The organism is Polynucleobacter ibericus, assembly GCF_018687955.1.
In the GTDB taxonomy this organism is placed as follows: Bacteria; Pseudomonadota; Gammaproteobacteria; order Burkholderiales; family Burkholderiaceae; genus Polynucleobacter; species Polynucleobacter ibericus.
This window is the reverse complement of sequence record NZ_CP061309.1, coordinates 1,283,179-1,297,487: the sequence shown is the minus strand read 5'-3', so window position 1 is coordinate 1,297,487 and position 14,309 is coordinate 1,283,179. Positions and strand designations below refer to the sequence as shown.

The 14,309-nt window shown below is 47.2% G+C and carries 13 protein-coding genes; 6 read left to right on the top strand and 7 right to left on the bottom strand.

The features are described from left to right. Both AOC20_RS06595 and AOC20_RS06590 read left to right on the top strand, forming a co-directional pair. Positions 1–915, top strand: coding sequence for an ion channel (locus AOC20_RS06595; RefSeq protein WP_215359528.1), 915 nt, complete (start codon positions 1–3; stop codon positions 913–915). Continuing rightward, on the top strand, positions 912–3,179 hold the full coding sequence (locus AOC20_RS06590; protein WP_215359526.1) for an arginine/lysine/ornithine decarboxylase: 2,268 nt from the start codon (positions 912–914) through the stop codon (positions 3,177–3,179). Before AOC20_RS06595 ends, AOC20_RS06590 begins: the two co-directional genes overlap by 4 nt. Before the next feature lie 46 nt (positions 3,180–3,225). Here the strand turns inward: AOC20_RS06590 and AOC20_RS06585 are convergent, their stop codons facing one another. Genes AOC20_RS06585 through argH form a run of 3 tightly spaced genes read right to left on the bottom strand, consistent with a single transcriptional unit; the run spans position 3,226 to position 6,727 of the window. Beyond that, positions 3,226–4,755 carry a TRAP transporter large permease gene (locus AOC20_RS06585; protein WP_215359523.1) on the bottom strand — a complete coding sequence of 510 codons (1,530 nt, stop codon included), beginning with the start codon at positions 4,753–4,755 and terminating at the stop codon, positions 3,226–3,228. After that, entirely contained in the window at positions 4,752–5,303 is a 552-nt protein-coding gene (locus AOC20_RS06580; protein WP_215359521.1) for a TRAP transporter small permease subunit, read from the bottom strand. Before AOC20_RS06580 ends, AOC20_RS06585 begins: the two co-directional genes overlap by 4 nt. Before the next feature lie 5 nt (positions 5,304–5,308). Then, a complete protein-coding gene (argH, locus tag AOC20_RS06575) occupies positions 5,309–6,727 on the bottom strand; it encodes an argininosuccinate lyase (protein WP_215359519.1) in 1,419 nt (472 codons plus the stop codon). A gap of 43 nt (positions 6,728–6,770) precedes the next feature. Between argH and hemC the strand changes: the two genes are divergently transcribed. Both hemC and AOC20_RS06565 read left to right on the top strand, forming a co-directional pair. Further along, positions 6,771–7,736 (top strand): hydroxymethylbilane synthase, encoded by a 966-nt coding sequence (hemC, locus tag AOC20_RS06570; RefSeq protein WP_215359517.1) that lies wholly within the window; start codon positions 6,771–6,773, stop codon positions 7,734–7,736. Positions 7,737–7,750: 14 nt separating this feature from the next. Continuing rightward, entirely contained in the window at positions 7,751–8,575 is an 825-nt protein-coding gene (locus AOC20_RS06565) for a uroporphyrinogen-III synthase (protein WP_215359515.1), read from the top strand. A 16-nt stretch (positions 8,576–8,591) separates the two neighbouring features. Here the strand turns inward: AOC20_RS06565 and AOC20_RS06560 are convergent, their stop codons facing one another. Next, positions 8,592–9,164, bottom strand: a complete 573-nt coding sequence (locus tag AOC20_RS06560; protein ID WP_215359513.1) for a chorismate--pyruvate lyase family protein — start codon at positions 9,162–9,164, stop codon at positions 8,592–8,594. 2 nt (positions 9,165–9,166) lie between these two features. Then, complete coding sequence (locus AOC20_RS06555; protein ID WP_215359511.1) at positions 9,167–10,696, bottom strand: DEAD/DEAH box helicase; 1,530 nt, start codon at positions 10,694–10,696, stop codon at positions 9,167–9,169. Between the two features lie 241 nt (positions 10,697–10,937). Here AOC20_RS06555 and leuE point away from each other — a divergent pair, with 241 nt between their 5' ends. Beyond that, the gene (leuE, locus tag AOC20_RS06550) at positions 10,938–11,615 is read left to right on the top strand and encodes a leucine efflux protein LeuE (protein WP_215359509.1); all 678 of its coding nucleotides are present in this window, start codon (positions 10,938–10,940) and stop codon (positions 11,613–11,615) included. Positions 11,616–11,620: 5 nt separating this feature from the next. On the opposite strand, the gene AOC20_RS06545 is transcribed toward leuE, so the two are convergent. Then, entirely contained in the window at positions 11,621–13,018 is a 1,398-nt protein-coding gene (locus tag AOC20_RS06545; RefSeq protein ID WP_215359507.1) for a coniferyl aldehyde dehydrogenase, read from the bottom strand. Between the two features lie 49 nt (positions 13,019–13,067). On the opposite strand from AOC20_RS06545, the gene msrA reads away from it, so the two are divergent. Further along, positions 13,068–13,640, top strand: coding sequence for a peptide-methionine (S)-S-oxide reductase MsrA (gene msrA / locus AOC20_RS06540; RefSeq protein ID WP_215359504.1), 573 nt, complete (start codon positions 13,068–13,070; stop codon positions 13,638–13,640). A gap of 12 nt (positions 13,641–13,652) precedes the next feature. Here msrA and pdxH read toward each other — a convergent pair whose 3' ends face one another. Beyond that, complete coding sequence (gene pdxH, locus AOC20_RS06535; RefSeq protein ID WP_215359502.1) at positions 13,653–14,288, bottom strand: pyridoxamine 5'-phosphate oxidase; 636 nt, start codon at positions 14,286–14,288, stop codon at positions 13,653–13,655. Between the last annotated feature and the right edge of the window lie 21 nt (positions 14,289–14,309).

Genomic DNA, 14,309 nt, shown 5'->3' with positions numbered 1-14,309 from the left:
GTGCGTAAATTTATTTTCAGTCGTAGTCCTGCGCGGATTAACTTAGATGAATATCGCGCCACACTCTCACGCACTGAAATAGCGCGCCCGGAAAATAACTTTTATCACTGGCTATTAGGTACCAGCTGGACTAGCTTCATGTTGCTAGTCGTGATTGTTTACCTTGGGGCCAATCTGCTATTTGCTTTTGCTTACTTAGCCTGTGGTGATGGTGCTGTTTCCAACGCAGGGGCTGGATCTTTATTAGATGTCTTTTTCTTCAGCGTGCAAACAATGGCCACCATTGGCTATGGACGTATGACACCTATTGGCACTTGGCCAAACGCGATTGTGACTTTTGAAGCCTTTTTTGGAATTGTATATTCCGCCTTAACTACTGGTTTGGCCTTTGCACGTTTTACGCGGCCAACCGCCGGCGTACGCTTTTCAAAAGTGGCTGTAGTTGGTAGTCATAATGGCGTGCAAACATTTAAATTTCGCGTGGCTAATGATCGTAGCTCTCATATTGTGGAGGCGCAATTGCGACTCTGGTTAATTGCAGAAAGTATGACAGCCGAGGGTGAACGTTATCGGCGCTCTGTTGAATTACCTTTACATCGCTCAGAGAGTCCAGTGTTCTCTTTAACCTGGACTGCTATGCACAGCGTTGATGAAGACAGCGCTTTAAAAGATTATTTGGGTAAAGCAGCGATTGAAAAGCAGTGGCATCTTCTGATTACCTTTACCGGTTATCACGAGAGCTTGGCCAATCAAGTCTATGCGCGACATGTTTACTTGCCCAAAGATGTGCAGCAGAATGCAACATTTATCGATATTGTCACAGTATTGCCAGATGGCGACCGGATAATTGACCTTACTAATTTTGAGAAGTGGCTTCCGAATACTTCGGACCGCACAGCAGGGGAGTTTTTATGAAATTTCGTTTCCCAATCATCATTATTGATGAGGATTTTCGCTCCGAAAATATTTCGGGTTCTGGTATTCGCGACCTCGCCGAGGCTATTGAGACAGAAGGCATGGAAGTGATTGGTTTAACCAGCTACGGCGATCTTACATCCTTTGCCCAGCAAGCCTCTCGCGCATCTACCTTTATCGTTTCTATTGATGATGAAGAGTTTGATTCTGATTCTGAGGATCACGATCTCCCGGCACTCAATAACTTACGTGCATTCATTACCGAAGTACGCAAACGTAATGAAGATATTCCGATCTTCTTATATGGTGAGACTCGCACCTCTCGCCATATGCCGAATGACATCTTACGTGAGTTACATGGCTTTATTCATATGAATGAAGACACCCCAGAATTCGTGGCACGTCACATCATTCGGGAAGCTAAGGTGTATTTAGATTCTTTGGCGCCGCCATTTTTCCGCGCATTAACTAACTACGCTTCTGAGGGCTCTTACTCTTGGCACTGCCCAGGGCACTCCGGAGGCGTTGCCTTCTTAAAGAGCCCGGTAGGCCGTATGTTTCACCAGTTCTTTGGTGAGAATATGCTTCGCGCTGACGTTTGTAATGCTGTCGAGGAATTGGGTCAACTCCTAGACCATACAGGTCCAGTGTTGCAGAGTGAGCGCAACGCCGCCCGCATCTTTAATGCGGATCATTTGTTCTTTGTAACCAATGGCACATCAACCTCAAACAAGATTGTTTGGCATTCGACAGTTGCTCCTGGCGATGTGGTTTTGGTGGATCGTAATTGCCACAAATCCGTGATTCATTCCATCACGATGATGGGTGCAATTCCCATTTTCTTGATGCCCACTCGCAATCACTTGGGCATTATTGGCCCTATCCCGAAGGAAGAGTTTGAGTGGAAAAATATTCAGAAGAAAATTGACGCCAATCCCTTTATTAAAGATAAAAATGTAGTGCCTCGCGTTATGACCTTAACGCAAAGTACCTATGACGGTATTGTGTACAACGTTGAGATGATTAAAGAAATGCTGGATGGCAAAGTTGACTCCTTGCATTTTGATGAAGCTTGGTTGCCGCACGCTGCTTTCCATCCTTTCTATAAAGACATGCATGCGATTGGCTCGGATCGCAAGCGAACCAAGAAGAGTCTGATGTTTGCGACTCAGTCGACTCACAAGTTATTAGCTGGTTTGTCTCAAGCTTCACAAGTATTGGTACAGGACGCAGAAGATACCAAGCTGGATCGTGATTGCTTCAATGAAGCCTATTTGATGCATACCTCTACTAGCCCGCAGTACGCCATCATTGCCTCCTGCGATGTATCTGCAGCCATGATGGAATCTCCTGGAGGTACAACTCTAGTTGAAGAATCGATTGCGGAAGCAATGGACTTCCGTCGTGCTATGCGCGAAGTGGATGATAAGTTTGGTGCAGATTGGTGGTTTAAGGTTTGGGGTCCAGATCATTTGGCTGAAGAGGGTATTGGTGAGCGCTCAGATTGGATCTTGGAGCCATCAGCCACTTGGCATGACTTTGGTAAGTTGGCCAAAGATTTCAACATGCTCGACCCCATTAAGGCAACAGTGGTCACGCCTGGTTTAGATATTGAGGGTAACTTTGGTTCCATGGGCATTCCGGCGAGCATCGTTACTAAATACCTTGCTGAGCACGGCGTTATCGTGGAGAAGTGCGGTCTGTATTCCTTCTTCATCATGTTCACGATCGGTATTACAAAAGGTCGCTGGAATACGCTCGTTACAGAATTGCAGCAGTTCAAAGACCACTTTGATAAAAACGCACCATTATGGAAAGTATTACCTGAGTTTGTAGCTAAGCACCCACGCTATGAGCGCGTTGGTCTAAAAGATATTTGCCAGCAAATTCATGAGTTCTATAAAGGTCGAGATGTTGCTCGCATGACTACTGAGATGTACACATCGGATATGGAGCCAGCCATGATGCCTTCAGAGGCATGGGCCAAGATGGCGCATAAGCAAGTGGATCGAGTGCCTCTTGATCAGTTAGATGGTCGCGTTACTGCAATGTTGGTCACACCTTATCCGCCTGGTATCCCCTTGCTTATTCCTGGTGAGCGCTTCAATAAGCGCATCGTTGACTATCTCTACTTTGCTAGAGACTTTAATGAGAAGTTCCCAGGATTTGAAACAGATATCCATGGTTTAGTAAAAACCAGTACTGACGGAAAGAGTGAATACTACGTGGATTGTGTCAGACAAGAGCGCGACATTACTCTTTAATCCAGCTTTAAGTTGCAATACGATGCCCCGCAGATGCGGGGCATTTTTATTTAACTGGCTTATCTAGCTGAAAATTTACCGGTGCATCCTCATCCACTTTCGCTGATGGTGTGTCTGGTTTATTTTCTTCACTAGTGAAATTAAAATCCTGACTCTCTACGACTGCAGCAGGTTTATCTAGGAAAGTGGTCACCAGGGCAGGGAAAGCAATCACCACCGCAACCATCACTAATTGCAGGGCTACCCAAGGCAGAGCACCCCAGTAGATATCGCTGCTTTTCACTTCCTTGGGCGCTACACCTCTGAGATAAAAGAGGGCAAAGCCAAATGGGGGGTGCATAAAAGAGGTTTGCATGTTCACGCAAAGCATGACTCCAAACCAAACCAGGGCGGCACTGGTTGCTGCCTGAGGATTGCCGTTCATAGATGCCAAAAGTACCGGCGCTAATAACTTGACTGCGACTGGCGCCAACATTGGCACAACAATGAATGCGATCTCAAAAAAATCTAAGAAGAAGGCTAAAAAGAAAACAAATAAATTCACAACAACCAAAAAGCCAACCCAGCCACCGGGAAGATTGGAGAATAATTCTTCAACCCAGAAGCCACCATCCACACCTTGGAAAACCACTGAGAAGCAAGTTGATCCAATCAAAATGAAAACAACCATGGCAGTAATGCGCATGGTGTTTTGATAAGCCTCCTGAATCAGCCCCCTTAGATTTGCAATCTTTGACCTTCGAATCCAAGCCAGAAGTAGTGCGCCCATAGCGCCCATGGCCCCAGACTCAGTTGGCGTTGCAATACCGGTCATGATGGTGCCTAGCACTAAGAAAATAAGAACAGCCGATGGAATGATTCCCATCAGACACTTTTTCCAAAGGGCCCAGCCTCTCAGGGTCAGTTCGCTCTCTGGAACTGGTGGCAAATAGTCAGGACGGATGCGACTTAAAAAGAAGGTGTAGAGCGCAAAGAGGGCGATCTGCAGAAGTGATGGACCCCAAGCGCCCAAATACATACTGCCCACATCAGCGCTGCCGCTTTGTGTTTTGAGTTGATCTGCCAATACGATCAGTACTAAAGATGGAGGTACGAGCTGAGTAATGGTTCCAGAGGCCGCTAAAACACCCGTGGCGTAGCGCATGTTATAGCCGTAACGCATCATCACCGGTAACGAGATCATCGCCATAGCGATTACCTGGGCGGCCACAGTACCAGTAATTGCGCCCAAAATAAATCCAACAATGATGACGGAGTAACCCAGCCCACCCCGCACCCGCCCAAAGAGCTGGCCCATGGAATCCAGCATTTCTTCGGCAAGCCCGCAGCGCTCCAGGATGGCGCCCATAAAGGTAAAGAAGGGGATGGCTAGCAATAAATCATTGGCGAGCACGCTGCCAAAGATACGCTGAGGAATGGCCTGCAGAAACGCCATTCCAAAAAAGCCTTCGCTAATTGCAATGAGAGAGAAAAATAATCCTGCCGCCATTAGTGAAAAGGCAACTGGAAAGCCGATCAACATAAAGACGATAAGCCCTACAAACATCAAGGGCGGCATCCACTCCAATGGAATCATTGCATGGGCTTTTCGTAACGAAGGTCTTCGGCGGGCAAAGTCATTTCACCTTTGAGTGCGCCGATACGCTTAATGATTTCAGATAAGCCCTGTAGGCTCAGCATGAAAAATCCAAATGGGACTACAAATTTAATGGGATAGCGTGCTAATCCACCGGAGTTTAATGAATGCTCCATCACCAACCAAGATGGATAAAAAAGAGTGGTCCATGAGAGCCATGTAAACAAACTGCAAGCTGGCATCAAGAAGAAAATTAACCCAAAGAGGTCAACCCACAAGCGACCGCGATCAGAAAGCTGTGAGTAAATTAAATCCACCCGAACATGCTCATTGCGTTTAAGAGTGTAGGAGGCGCCCAGCATGACTGCGGCAGCAAAGAGATACCACTGAAGTTCTAGTGGCCAGTTGTTGCTGATATCTAATCCATAGCGCAGCAGAGCATTGGTTGCCGATACTACGCACGACAGCAAAATCATGATGCTGGCTGCCTTACCCAGTAGCTGGTTTACACGATCAATGCCTGCAGAAAGTTTGGACCAAAACCCCATGCACTTTAGAGGTCTGCACGACCCCGTTTAATAGCTGCAAGAACTTGAGCAGGGGCGGTGCCACCAGCATGTTGACGTGATTGAACGGAGCCATCTACTGTCAGCAAAGCAAACACATCATCACTCATTAACTCAGGGCGATTATCTAGGCCGCAAGCAAAGCGCAGTTCAGAGAGGCTAAGGTCGGTCAACATACAGTTTCTGCCAACACAGGCTTTCACTGCGTGAGCAACAGCTTCATGTGCATCACGGAAAGCCAAACCTTTTTTCACTAAGTAGTCAGCCAAGTCGGTTGCTGTTGCAAAACCTTCTTCAGCAGCCTTCTTCATCACTTCAGCTTTGACTTCAATGTGTGGAACCATGTCAGCAAAAATACGCAAGGTATCTTGCACGGTATCTACCGCATCAAACAAAGGCTCTTTATCTTCTTGGTTATCTTTGTTGTAGGCGAGGGGCTGACCCTTCATCAAGGTCAACAAAGAAATCAAGTCGCCATACACACGTCCAGTCTTACCGCGAGCTAATTCTGGTACGTCAGGATTTTTCTTCTGCGGCATGATTGAGCTGCCAGTGCAGAAGCGGTCTGGTAGATCAATAAAGCCAAAGCGTGGACTTAACCAAAGGATCAGTTCTTCGGATAGACGTGATACGTGCATCATCAAAATCGATGAGAAGGCGCAGAACTCAATAGCAAAGTCACGATCGGATACGGCATCCAAAGAGTTATTGCAAATGCCGTCAAAACCAAGCGTCTTGGCGACTTGCTCGCGATCGATTGGGTAAGTAGTTCCTGCTAATGCTGCCGCACCCAAAGGCAAGCGATTAAAGCGAGCACGCAAGTCAGTTAAGCGACTTGCGTCACGACTAAACATTTCATAGTAGGCCATCAAGTGGTGGCCAAAAGTAATGGGCTGTGCTACTTGTAAATGGGTGTGACCAGGCATGATGGTTGAAGCATGCTTCTCAGCCAAATCCAACAATGCCACACGTAAAGATTTCAGAGTCACAGCAATGTCATCGACGCTGCCACGCAACCACAGACGTAAATCCGTTGCTACTTGGTCATTGCGTGAGCGACCGGTATGCAGACGCTTGCCGGCATCGCCAACTAAGGCAGTAAGGCGAGCTTCAATATTGAGGTGAACGTCCTCAAGAGCGAGTTGCCAATTAAATTGACCAGACTCGATCTCACTCTTAATTTGCGCCATTCCCTTTTGAATATCGGCTAAATCTTTGGTGCTAATGATTTTTTGGGTGGCCAGCATCTCAGCGTGAGCCAAGGATCCGGCGATATCTACCATCGCAAAGCGTTGATCAAAGCCGATAGAGGCTGTATAACGCTGTACTAGTTCGTCAACGGGTTCGGCAAAACGGGCCGACCAAGCTTGGGCTTTGTTGTCTAAGGAATTATTTGATGAGCTCATAAACACAGTATATTGGTGTAGGTCTTTGATTATTTTAAATGTTATGTCCCAAACCCTGAATTCCACCCCATCGGCAGCCCCAAAGCGCCTCGTAATTGCCTCCCGTGAAAGTCGCCTAGCCATGTGGCAGGCTGAGCACGTCCGAGATTGCCTTAAAAAGCTCTATCCGGACTGCGATGTCCAGATTTTGGGGATGACTACCCGTGGCGACCAGATTTTGGACAGAGCGCTCTCCAAGGTGGGCGGTAAGGGCCTTTTTGTCAAAGAGCTCGAAACCGCTCTCGAGGATGGTCGTGCAGATTTGGCGGTGCACTCTTTAAAGGACGTCCCTATGGTGATGCCGGAGGGTTTTGACCTTTCCTGTGTGATGGCAAGAGAAGATGCAAGAGACGCTTTTGTTTCTAATGATTACGCTAGCTTAGAAGATCTCCCTCCTGGAGCAATTGTTGGTACATCGAGCTTGCGACGTGAATCCGTTTTGCGTGCCAAGTTTCCGCACCTCGAGATTCAACCGTTACGAGGTAATTTAGATACCCGCATGGGTAAATTAGATAAAGGCGAGTACCAAGCCATTATTTTGGCTGCTGCTGGTTTAAAACGTTTAGGCCTAGAGTCACGTATCCGTGCATTCTTGCCATACGATCCTTACACACCTGCTGCAGGTCAGGGCGCTCTTGGTATCGAAACACTAAGCAAGCATCCCAATATCAAGCAATGGCTTGCTCCATTAAATGATTTGCCAACTCTGTTTGCTGTTTCTGCTGAGCGGATGGTCTCTCGTCAATTAGGTGGTTCATGTGAGGTGCCTCTAGCTGCACACGCTGTATGGGATCAAAATCGAATGAATATTCGCTCATTTGTTGCAAGCGTCGATGGCAAAGCCATTTGCCTAGCAAATGGCAGTGGGTCGGTTGAGTCGGTTGAGGATGCAGAAGCATTGGGACTCGCTGTTGCACAGGATCTGCTATCGCAGGGCGCAGCAGACTTAATCCCAAAGATTTCTAAATAAACGTATTGGTAGCGATGAGCACTAAAACAATTGTCGTTACCAGACCTAGCGGCCAAGCTCGTCAGCTGATTGAAGTGCTCACTCGTGCAATCGAGGCCAGCGGAGTGGGAAAACGAAGTCTCCCTGAGATATTGTCATTACCTTTGCTCACTATTGCTCCAAAGTCCGATGAGAACTTGGCTGACCATATCGCTACAACATTAAGTGATGCAGATCTTGCTATCTTTGTTAGCCCCAATGCCATTGAAAGTGTGATGCGTTTATTAGAGCGCGATTGGCAAGACTTTTCTAAGAAGATTATTCCGATTGGTGTGATGGGTGGTAGCAGTCAGCTGGCTTTGAAAAATCACGGCATTGGATTAGAAGAGAATCCTACCCTCGTCATTATTCCCAAAAATAATGAGAATTGGGATTCAGAAGGCTTATGGCATGAACTCCAATCCCTGCAGTGGAATTGGCAGAATAAAAAAGTAGTGATCTTTAAAGGTGAGGGCGGTCGTGATTGGCTAGCGGACACATTGCAAAAAGCGGGTGCTACTGTAGAAGCGATCTCAACCTACGCCCGTGTGCCCTTGGATATTGATAATCCGGCTTGGCATGCGATACGCGAAATGGACTTTAGTAAATCACTTTGGCTACTTACATCATCTGAAGCGGTTCGTTATCTAGGCGAGGTGATTAAAGATCAATTTGCACATAATCTGAATACTGCTAGCGCGCTATGCCCGCATCACAATATTGCCGATGCAGCCGAGTTAATTGGATTTGGTGAGGTATTTACCAGTGAGCCTGGTGATGAAGCCTTAATTAAATCTACTTTAGCTTGGCTAACAATCTAAAAGTAACGGTGAAGAGCTAATCCTTCGTAGCATCCAATAAAGCAGGCAAGAAAATTTCATTCACTAATAGTGGATGACCCTTTAGGCGATAAAGAGTACGTCGTGCCCATAAGGGCGAGCTCAAACCAGAAAAATGCTTAGAGCACTTTTTCCATAATTCGCTACTTTTATCTAAGCGTGCAATATCGCGCGGAGGTTTTGCTTGCGAGTATTTGCGTGTCTTGGCAAAAAGGACGGCCCCTAGAGGCTTTTTACCCAGGCGTAGAACGCCATGATTGCTCCCGCTAGAGCTTAAAGTGGGTATGACGCTATGCGCCATTACCAAGGGGATCCCGTTGGAGCAGAGTAGCACTTCGCGTACCCTGCAACGTCTGAGCTTGAAATGAAAATAGCGACTTTCGTCGCTATTGAGTGATTGAGGACAGTCACGCAAAACCTGAACTTCGAGTTTTTGCCCAATTGCTTGCTCAATTTTTTGGGTGAGAGACCCGGTATCGCTTAGCCAAGGTTGCCACTTGCGTGGCGCCCGATGGATTTCACCGGAACCGACTCGATTCCATGCAGAACGGAGGCGATTTCGGTGAATCATATTTAGCTACCGCTAAAGTTGCGACGTTGACCGCCAGCTTTTGGTTTAGCAAAACGCGGACCACCTGCTGGACGTGAGTCACCAGAGCGTGCCGGACGTGAGTCAGCAGAACGCGCAGGACGTGAGTCAGCAGAGCGTGCTGGACGTGAATCGCCTGAGCGACCACCAGCATTGCCACCACCGCTACCGCCACCGCCAAAGCGAGACTCTGAACGAGCGCCTGAACCGTAACGACCACCGCCGCCACCGCCAGAGCGATTGCCACCAAAGCCACCGCCTGAGCGACCGCCACCAGGGCGACCACCGCCACCACCAAAACTAGGCTTAGCTTGTGGCTCAAGACCAGCGATGACTGAGGCAACGATATCTTGCTGTGTAAAACGCTCGATATTGCGGATCTTAGCGCGATCACGATGTTCAACCAAAGTGATAGCAACACCATTGCGACCTGCACGACCTGTACGACCGATGCGATGCGTATAGTCTTCTGGTTTCATTGGCAAGCCAAAGTTAATCACGTGACTAATACGTGGCACATCGATACCACGAGCCGCTACGTCAGTGGCAACCAAAATTTTGGTATGGCCTTTACGTAAAGACTCGAGACGGCGCATACGCACAGCTTGAGGCATTGCACCATGCAGGGCAGTTGCTTCATAACCGTTAGCACGCAATGTGTCGGCGATTTTTTCGCTTTCAACCTGAGTGCTAGCAAACACAACCGCTTGATCCAAATCGGCATCAGCCAAAATGTGCTCTAGCAATTTATGCTTGTGTGACATGCTGTCAGCCCAATGTAACTTCTGTTCAATGTTGGCGTGCTTCTCACCTGCATGAGCAAGTTCGATACGCTTAGCATCTGTAGTCAACTCATTTGCTAGAGACATAATCTTTGGCGCGAAAGTTGCAGAGAACATCAACGTTTGGTTACGGCCTGCGCAACGCTTATCAATAGCCTCGAGGTCATCAGCAAATCCCATGTCGAGCATGCGATCGGCTTCATCGATAACGAGTTGTTTAACATCATCTAGACGAATTGCTTTGCTGTCACACAGGTCGAGCAAACGACCTGGGGTTGCAACAACTAACAATGCACCTTTCAATGCCTGGATCTGCTTGCCATAAGGCATGCCACCCATCACAGTTGCGATACGGATACCTTTCATGCCACGAACTAAGTTCACTGCATCGGCGGCAACCTGTTGAGCTAATTCACGAGTAGGGCAGAGCACTAACACTTTAGGTTGTGCGCGACCTGGTACAGGTGAGTTGTTCGGGTTGTCTTCGATGAGTTGATTAATCAAAGGCAATAAAAAGGCTGCGGTTTTACCGCTACCGGTTTGGCTGCTGACCAATAAGTCACCACCAGCTAAGGCTGCAGGAATAACCTGAGCTTGCACGGAAGTGGCTTGGGTATAACCCAGTTCAGCAACGTTTTTAAGGAGTGATGCCGCTAGGGCAAAATTCTGGAATTCTGTTCCAGTGCTCTTTGAGTCTTTCGACTCGATTTTAGTTTCTTTAGAAAAAGTCATGCTATTACACATCCCCTTTAAGGGATGTCTCCGTATGTTGCACCCATGGTTTTTTATAGGGTGCGATGGTCAAAGGCATCGACCATCAGACAAGCGGCAGCGTTGTTGTGTTTACGACTTCTAAACTAATCGCTGAAATAGAGCTGGGGGGCGATGAATCAAATTGCTTTAAAAAGCCTCCTATTATGGCATTTTGAGCATCAGATTACAAGGGTTTTCCCGAATTAATTATGATGTAGAAATGGAATGGATCAATTTGGAGCTCTTATCGCCAGCAAATGCAGGCATTGTTGATTTCTCGGGCTACTTGCTGGGCACCTTGCTCATCATCTTGTTGCCTGGACCTAACTCTCTTTATGTTCTAACTATTGCTACACAAAGAGGATGGCGCTCTGGCGCATGGGGTGCATTCGGAATATTTGTAGGAGACTCTTTATTGATGATTGCGGTTGCATTAGGTGCCGCATCACTTTTGATGTCGTCTCCAGTCATCTTTAGTCTAGTGCGTGGAGCAGGTGCACTGTATTTAGCCTGGATGGGTTTTGGTTTGTTACGCAGCGGGATGCAGCGCTGGTCCTTGGGGGCACAAGCAAAGACTTATGAAATCCAGGTACGTTTAATGCGGCTGCATCCAATGCTCGCAGCATTATCACTCTCGTTAACCAATCCGAAGGCGATCTTTTTCTTTATTGCCTTCTTCTCGCAATTCATTCGTCCAGACACTTCTAATCCTGGGTATACATTCATGTACCTGGCAATTGTTTTGCAAATCATGAGCATGACCTATTTGGGCGCCCTGATCTGCGCAGGTCAATTCTTCTCCAAGTACTTTGAGAGTCGCCCTCGATCTGCTGCAGCTCTTTGGATGATGGCTGGCTTGCTGTTTATTGCTTTTGCACTACGCCTGGTAATTACTTAGCCTTTTTATTTAAGGCGTTTGATCAAGCGCTCAGTGCTTTTGCTGTAAGGAGGGCGCGCAGGTTTAGTGCCTTTTAGTAGATTGGTACCCAATAGACCACGCACTTCCAGAATCGACTTTTGATGGCTGAAAGTATCAAAGCCAGCTTTGCCGTGGTACGAACCCATGCCGCTAGTACCAACGCCGCCAAAGGGAAGTGACTCAACTGTCGCATGCAAGAACACATCATTAATGGTGACGCCGCCAGAGCGAGTTTCTCCTAATACTCGCTGCATATTCTTTTTATCTTTACCAAACCAATAGAGCGCTAAAGGATTTGGTTTGTTGTTTACATAAGCAATTGCTGCTGACGTATCAGCTACTGTCACGATCGGCAAAATAGGCCCAAAGATTTCTTCATGAAGGACGCGAGCTTCCGGCGGGACATTAACTAATGCAATGGGCTCAAATGGTCTTGCGCCAGCACCAGGGTTATTTAGCAAGGGAATTACTTTTGCGCCGCGATCTGAGGCATCGCTAACGAGATGTTGCCAATATTCCAGCTGCTGCTCATCAATTGGGCCAGTCAGTTCCTCTGGATTGCTAAATTGAGTTTGTGCAGCTGTTTTCAGTTCTTCAATAAATGCATCGCGATTTGTTTCATCAATTAATACATAATCTGGCGCAATGCAGGTTTGACCTCCATTGAGTAGCTTTCCGTAAACAATGGCTGCAGCTGCGTCCTTGAGTTTGGCTGAGACATCAATCATGGCTGGGGTTTTGCCTCCTAGCTCAAGAGTCACGGGAGTAAGGTTTTCTGCGGCAGCGCGCATCACTTTTTTGCCAATCGCTTCTGATCCTGTAAAAAAGAGATGTGCAAACGGTAGCACTGCAAATTGCTCGGCCACATCAGCTCCGCCAGTAGTTACACAAAATTCGCTAGAGTGAAAATATTCCTGAATCAAGCTTGCTAAAAATCCAGAGGTACGTGAACTGCGCTCAGAAGGTTTTAGCCAAACACGATTGCCAGCAGCAAGTGCTGCGATTACTGGGATGAGTGCTAATTGAATTGGGTAATTCCATGGGCTCATGATGCCAATAACCCCTAATGATTGACTTTGAATCCATGCTTGCGAAGATCCCATAAAAGAAGGGGTTTCCATTTGCACGGGCTTCATCCATTCCTTCAGGTGTTTACGAGTGTATTTGCAGGCTTGATACACCATCTGAAATTCAGCAAGGCGGGTTTCTATGGAGTGGCGAACGCCAAAGTCTGCGGTAAGCACTTTGCAGATTTTTTCTTCATTTGCTTCAAGCATCTTTTCAATGCGACCAATACGTTCCAACCTCACTTCAATCGTAGGATTTGGTTCTGCAGCGTAGGCTGCTTTAATTTCATCGAGCTGGATAGTGAAGCGATTCATAGTGGATTAATAGTTGGCAAGCATTTAAATAAGGCATTAGGATAAAGCCATGGATACAAACTTAGATAAAAATGAACCTGTTCTAGAGCGCGCCACCTTGGGTGGGGGCTGTTTTTGGTGTCTTGAGGCGGTTTATCAGCAAATTACTGGGGTCAAATCGGTCGTCTCTGGCTATGCTGGGGGTGCAAGGCCCAATCCTACCTATGAGGCGGTTTGTACTGGTGTTTCAGGGCATGCCGAGATTGTCGATATCTTATTTGATCCGCAGGTGATTTCATTTAGAGACTTACTGGAAATCTTTTTTGTGATTCATGACCCGACTACCTTGAATTACCAGGGTAATGATCATGGCACGCAATATCGTTCAGTCATTTTTACCCATAGCGCTGAACAGTCAAAGACTGCGCATGAAGTGGTCAAAGAGCTTGAGGATTCAAAAATCTACTCTAATCCAGTGGTGACCGAGATTGATGCTGCGCCAACGATTTATCCAGCAGAAGACTATCACCAGAATTATTTTCAGCAACACCCCAATCAAGGTTATTGCATGGCAGTAGTCGCTCCCAAGTTGGCTAAATTTAGAGCTAAATTTAAATCACTGATAGCTCAGCAGTACTCCTGAGGGTTCGACTTTTTAAGGCGCTAGGCGATTGACTCGCCATTCGAGGCCTTCTAATTTGTAATGCATGCGGTCGTGCAGTCTAGAGGGGCGCCCTTGCCAGAATTCAATTTCAGTAGGGTGCAATCGATAGCCACCCCAATGCTCTGGACGTGGAGGTGTTTCTCCAAACTCCGTCTTAAAGCGCTTTTCAGCCTCTTCCAAGAACTCACGATTCGGAATAGTGGCACTTTGTGGAGAGGCCCATGCGCCGATTCTGGAGGCAGCTGGGCGTGAATGAAAGTACTCATCACTTTCCGTTGCGCTTACTCGCTCTACAACACCTTGAACGCGGACTTGGCGCTCTAACTCATGCCAATGAAAGAGTAGGGCAGCCTGTGGGCGCACAGCTAAGTCTCTGCCTTTTTGACTCTCGTAGTTAGTGAAAAAAGTAAAGCCGTTCTGATCTGCACCTTTTAGTAAGACAATACGGGCTGATGGATTGCCAGCTTGGTCCGCTGTTGCTAGGGTCATGGAGTTGGGTTCTGGGCACTCTGCTTTCACGGCTTGATCAAACCAAAGCCTGAAAAGCTGCAGGGGGTCATGCGGAACCTCAGTCTCTGTGAGCTGACCAAAGGTATAGTTTTTGCGGAGTTGTGCAATAGAGTCCATTTATTCAGTATAAAGAGAAGC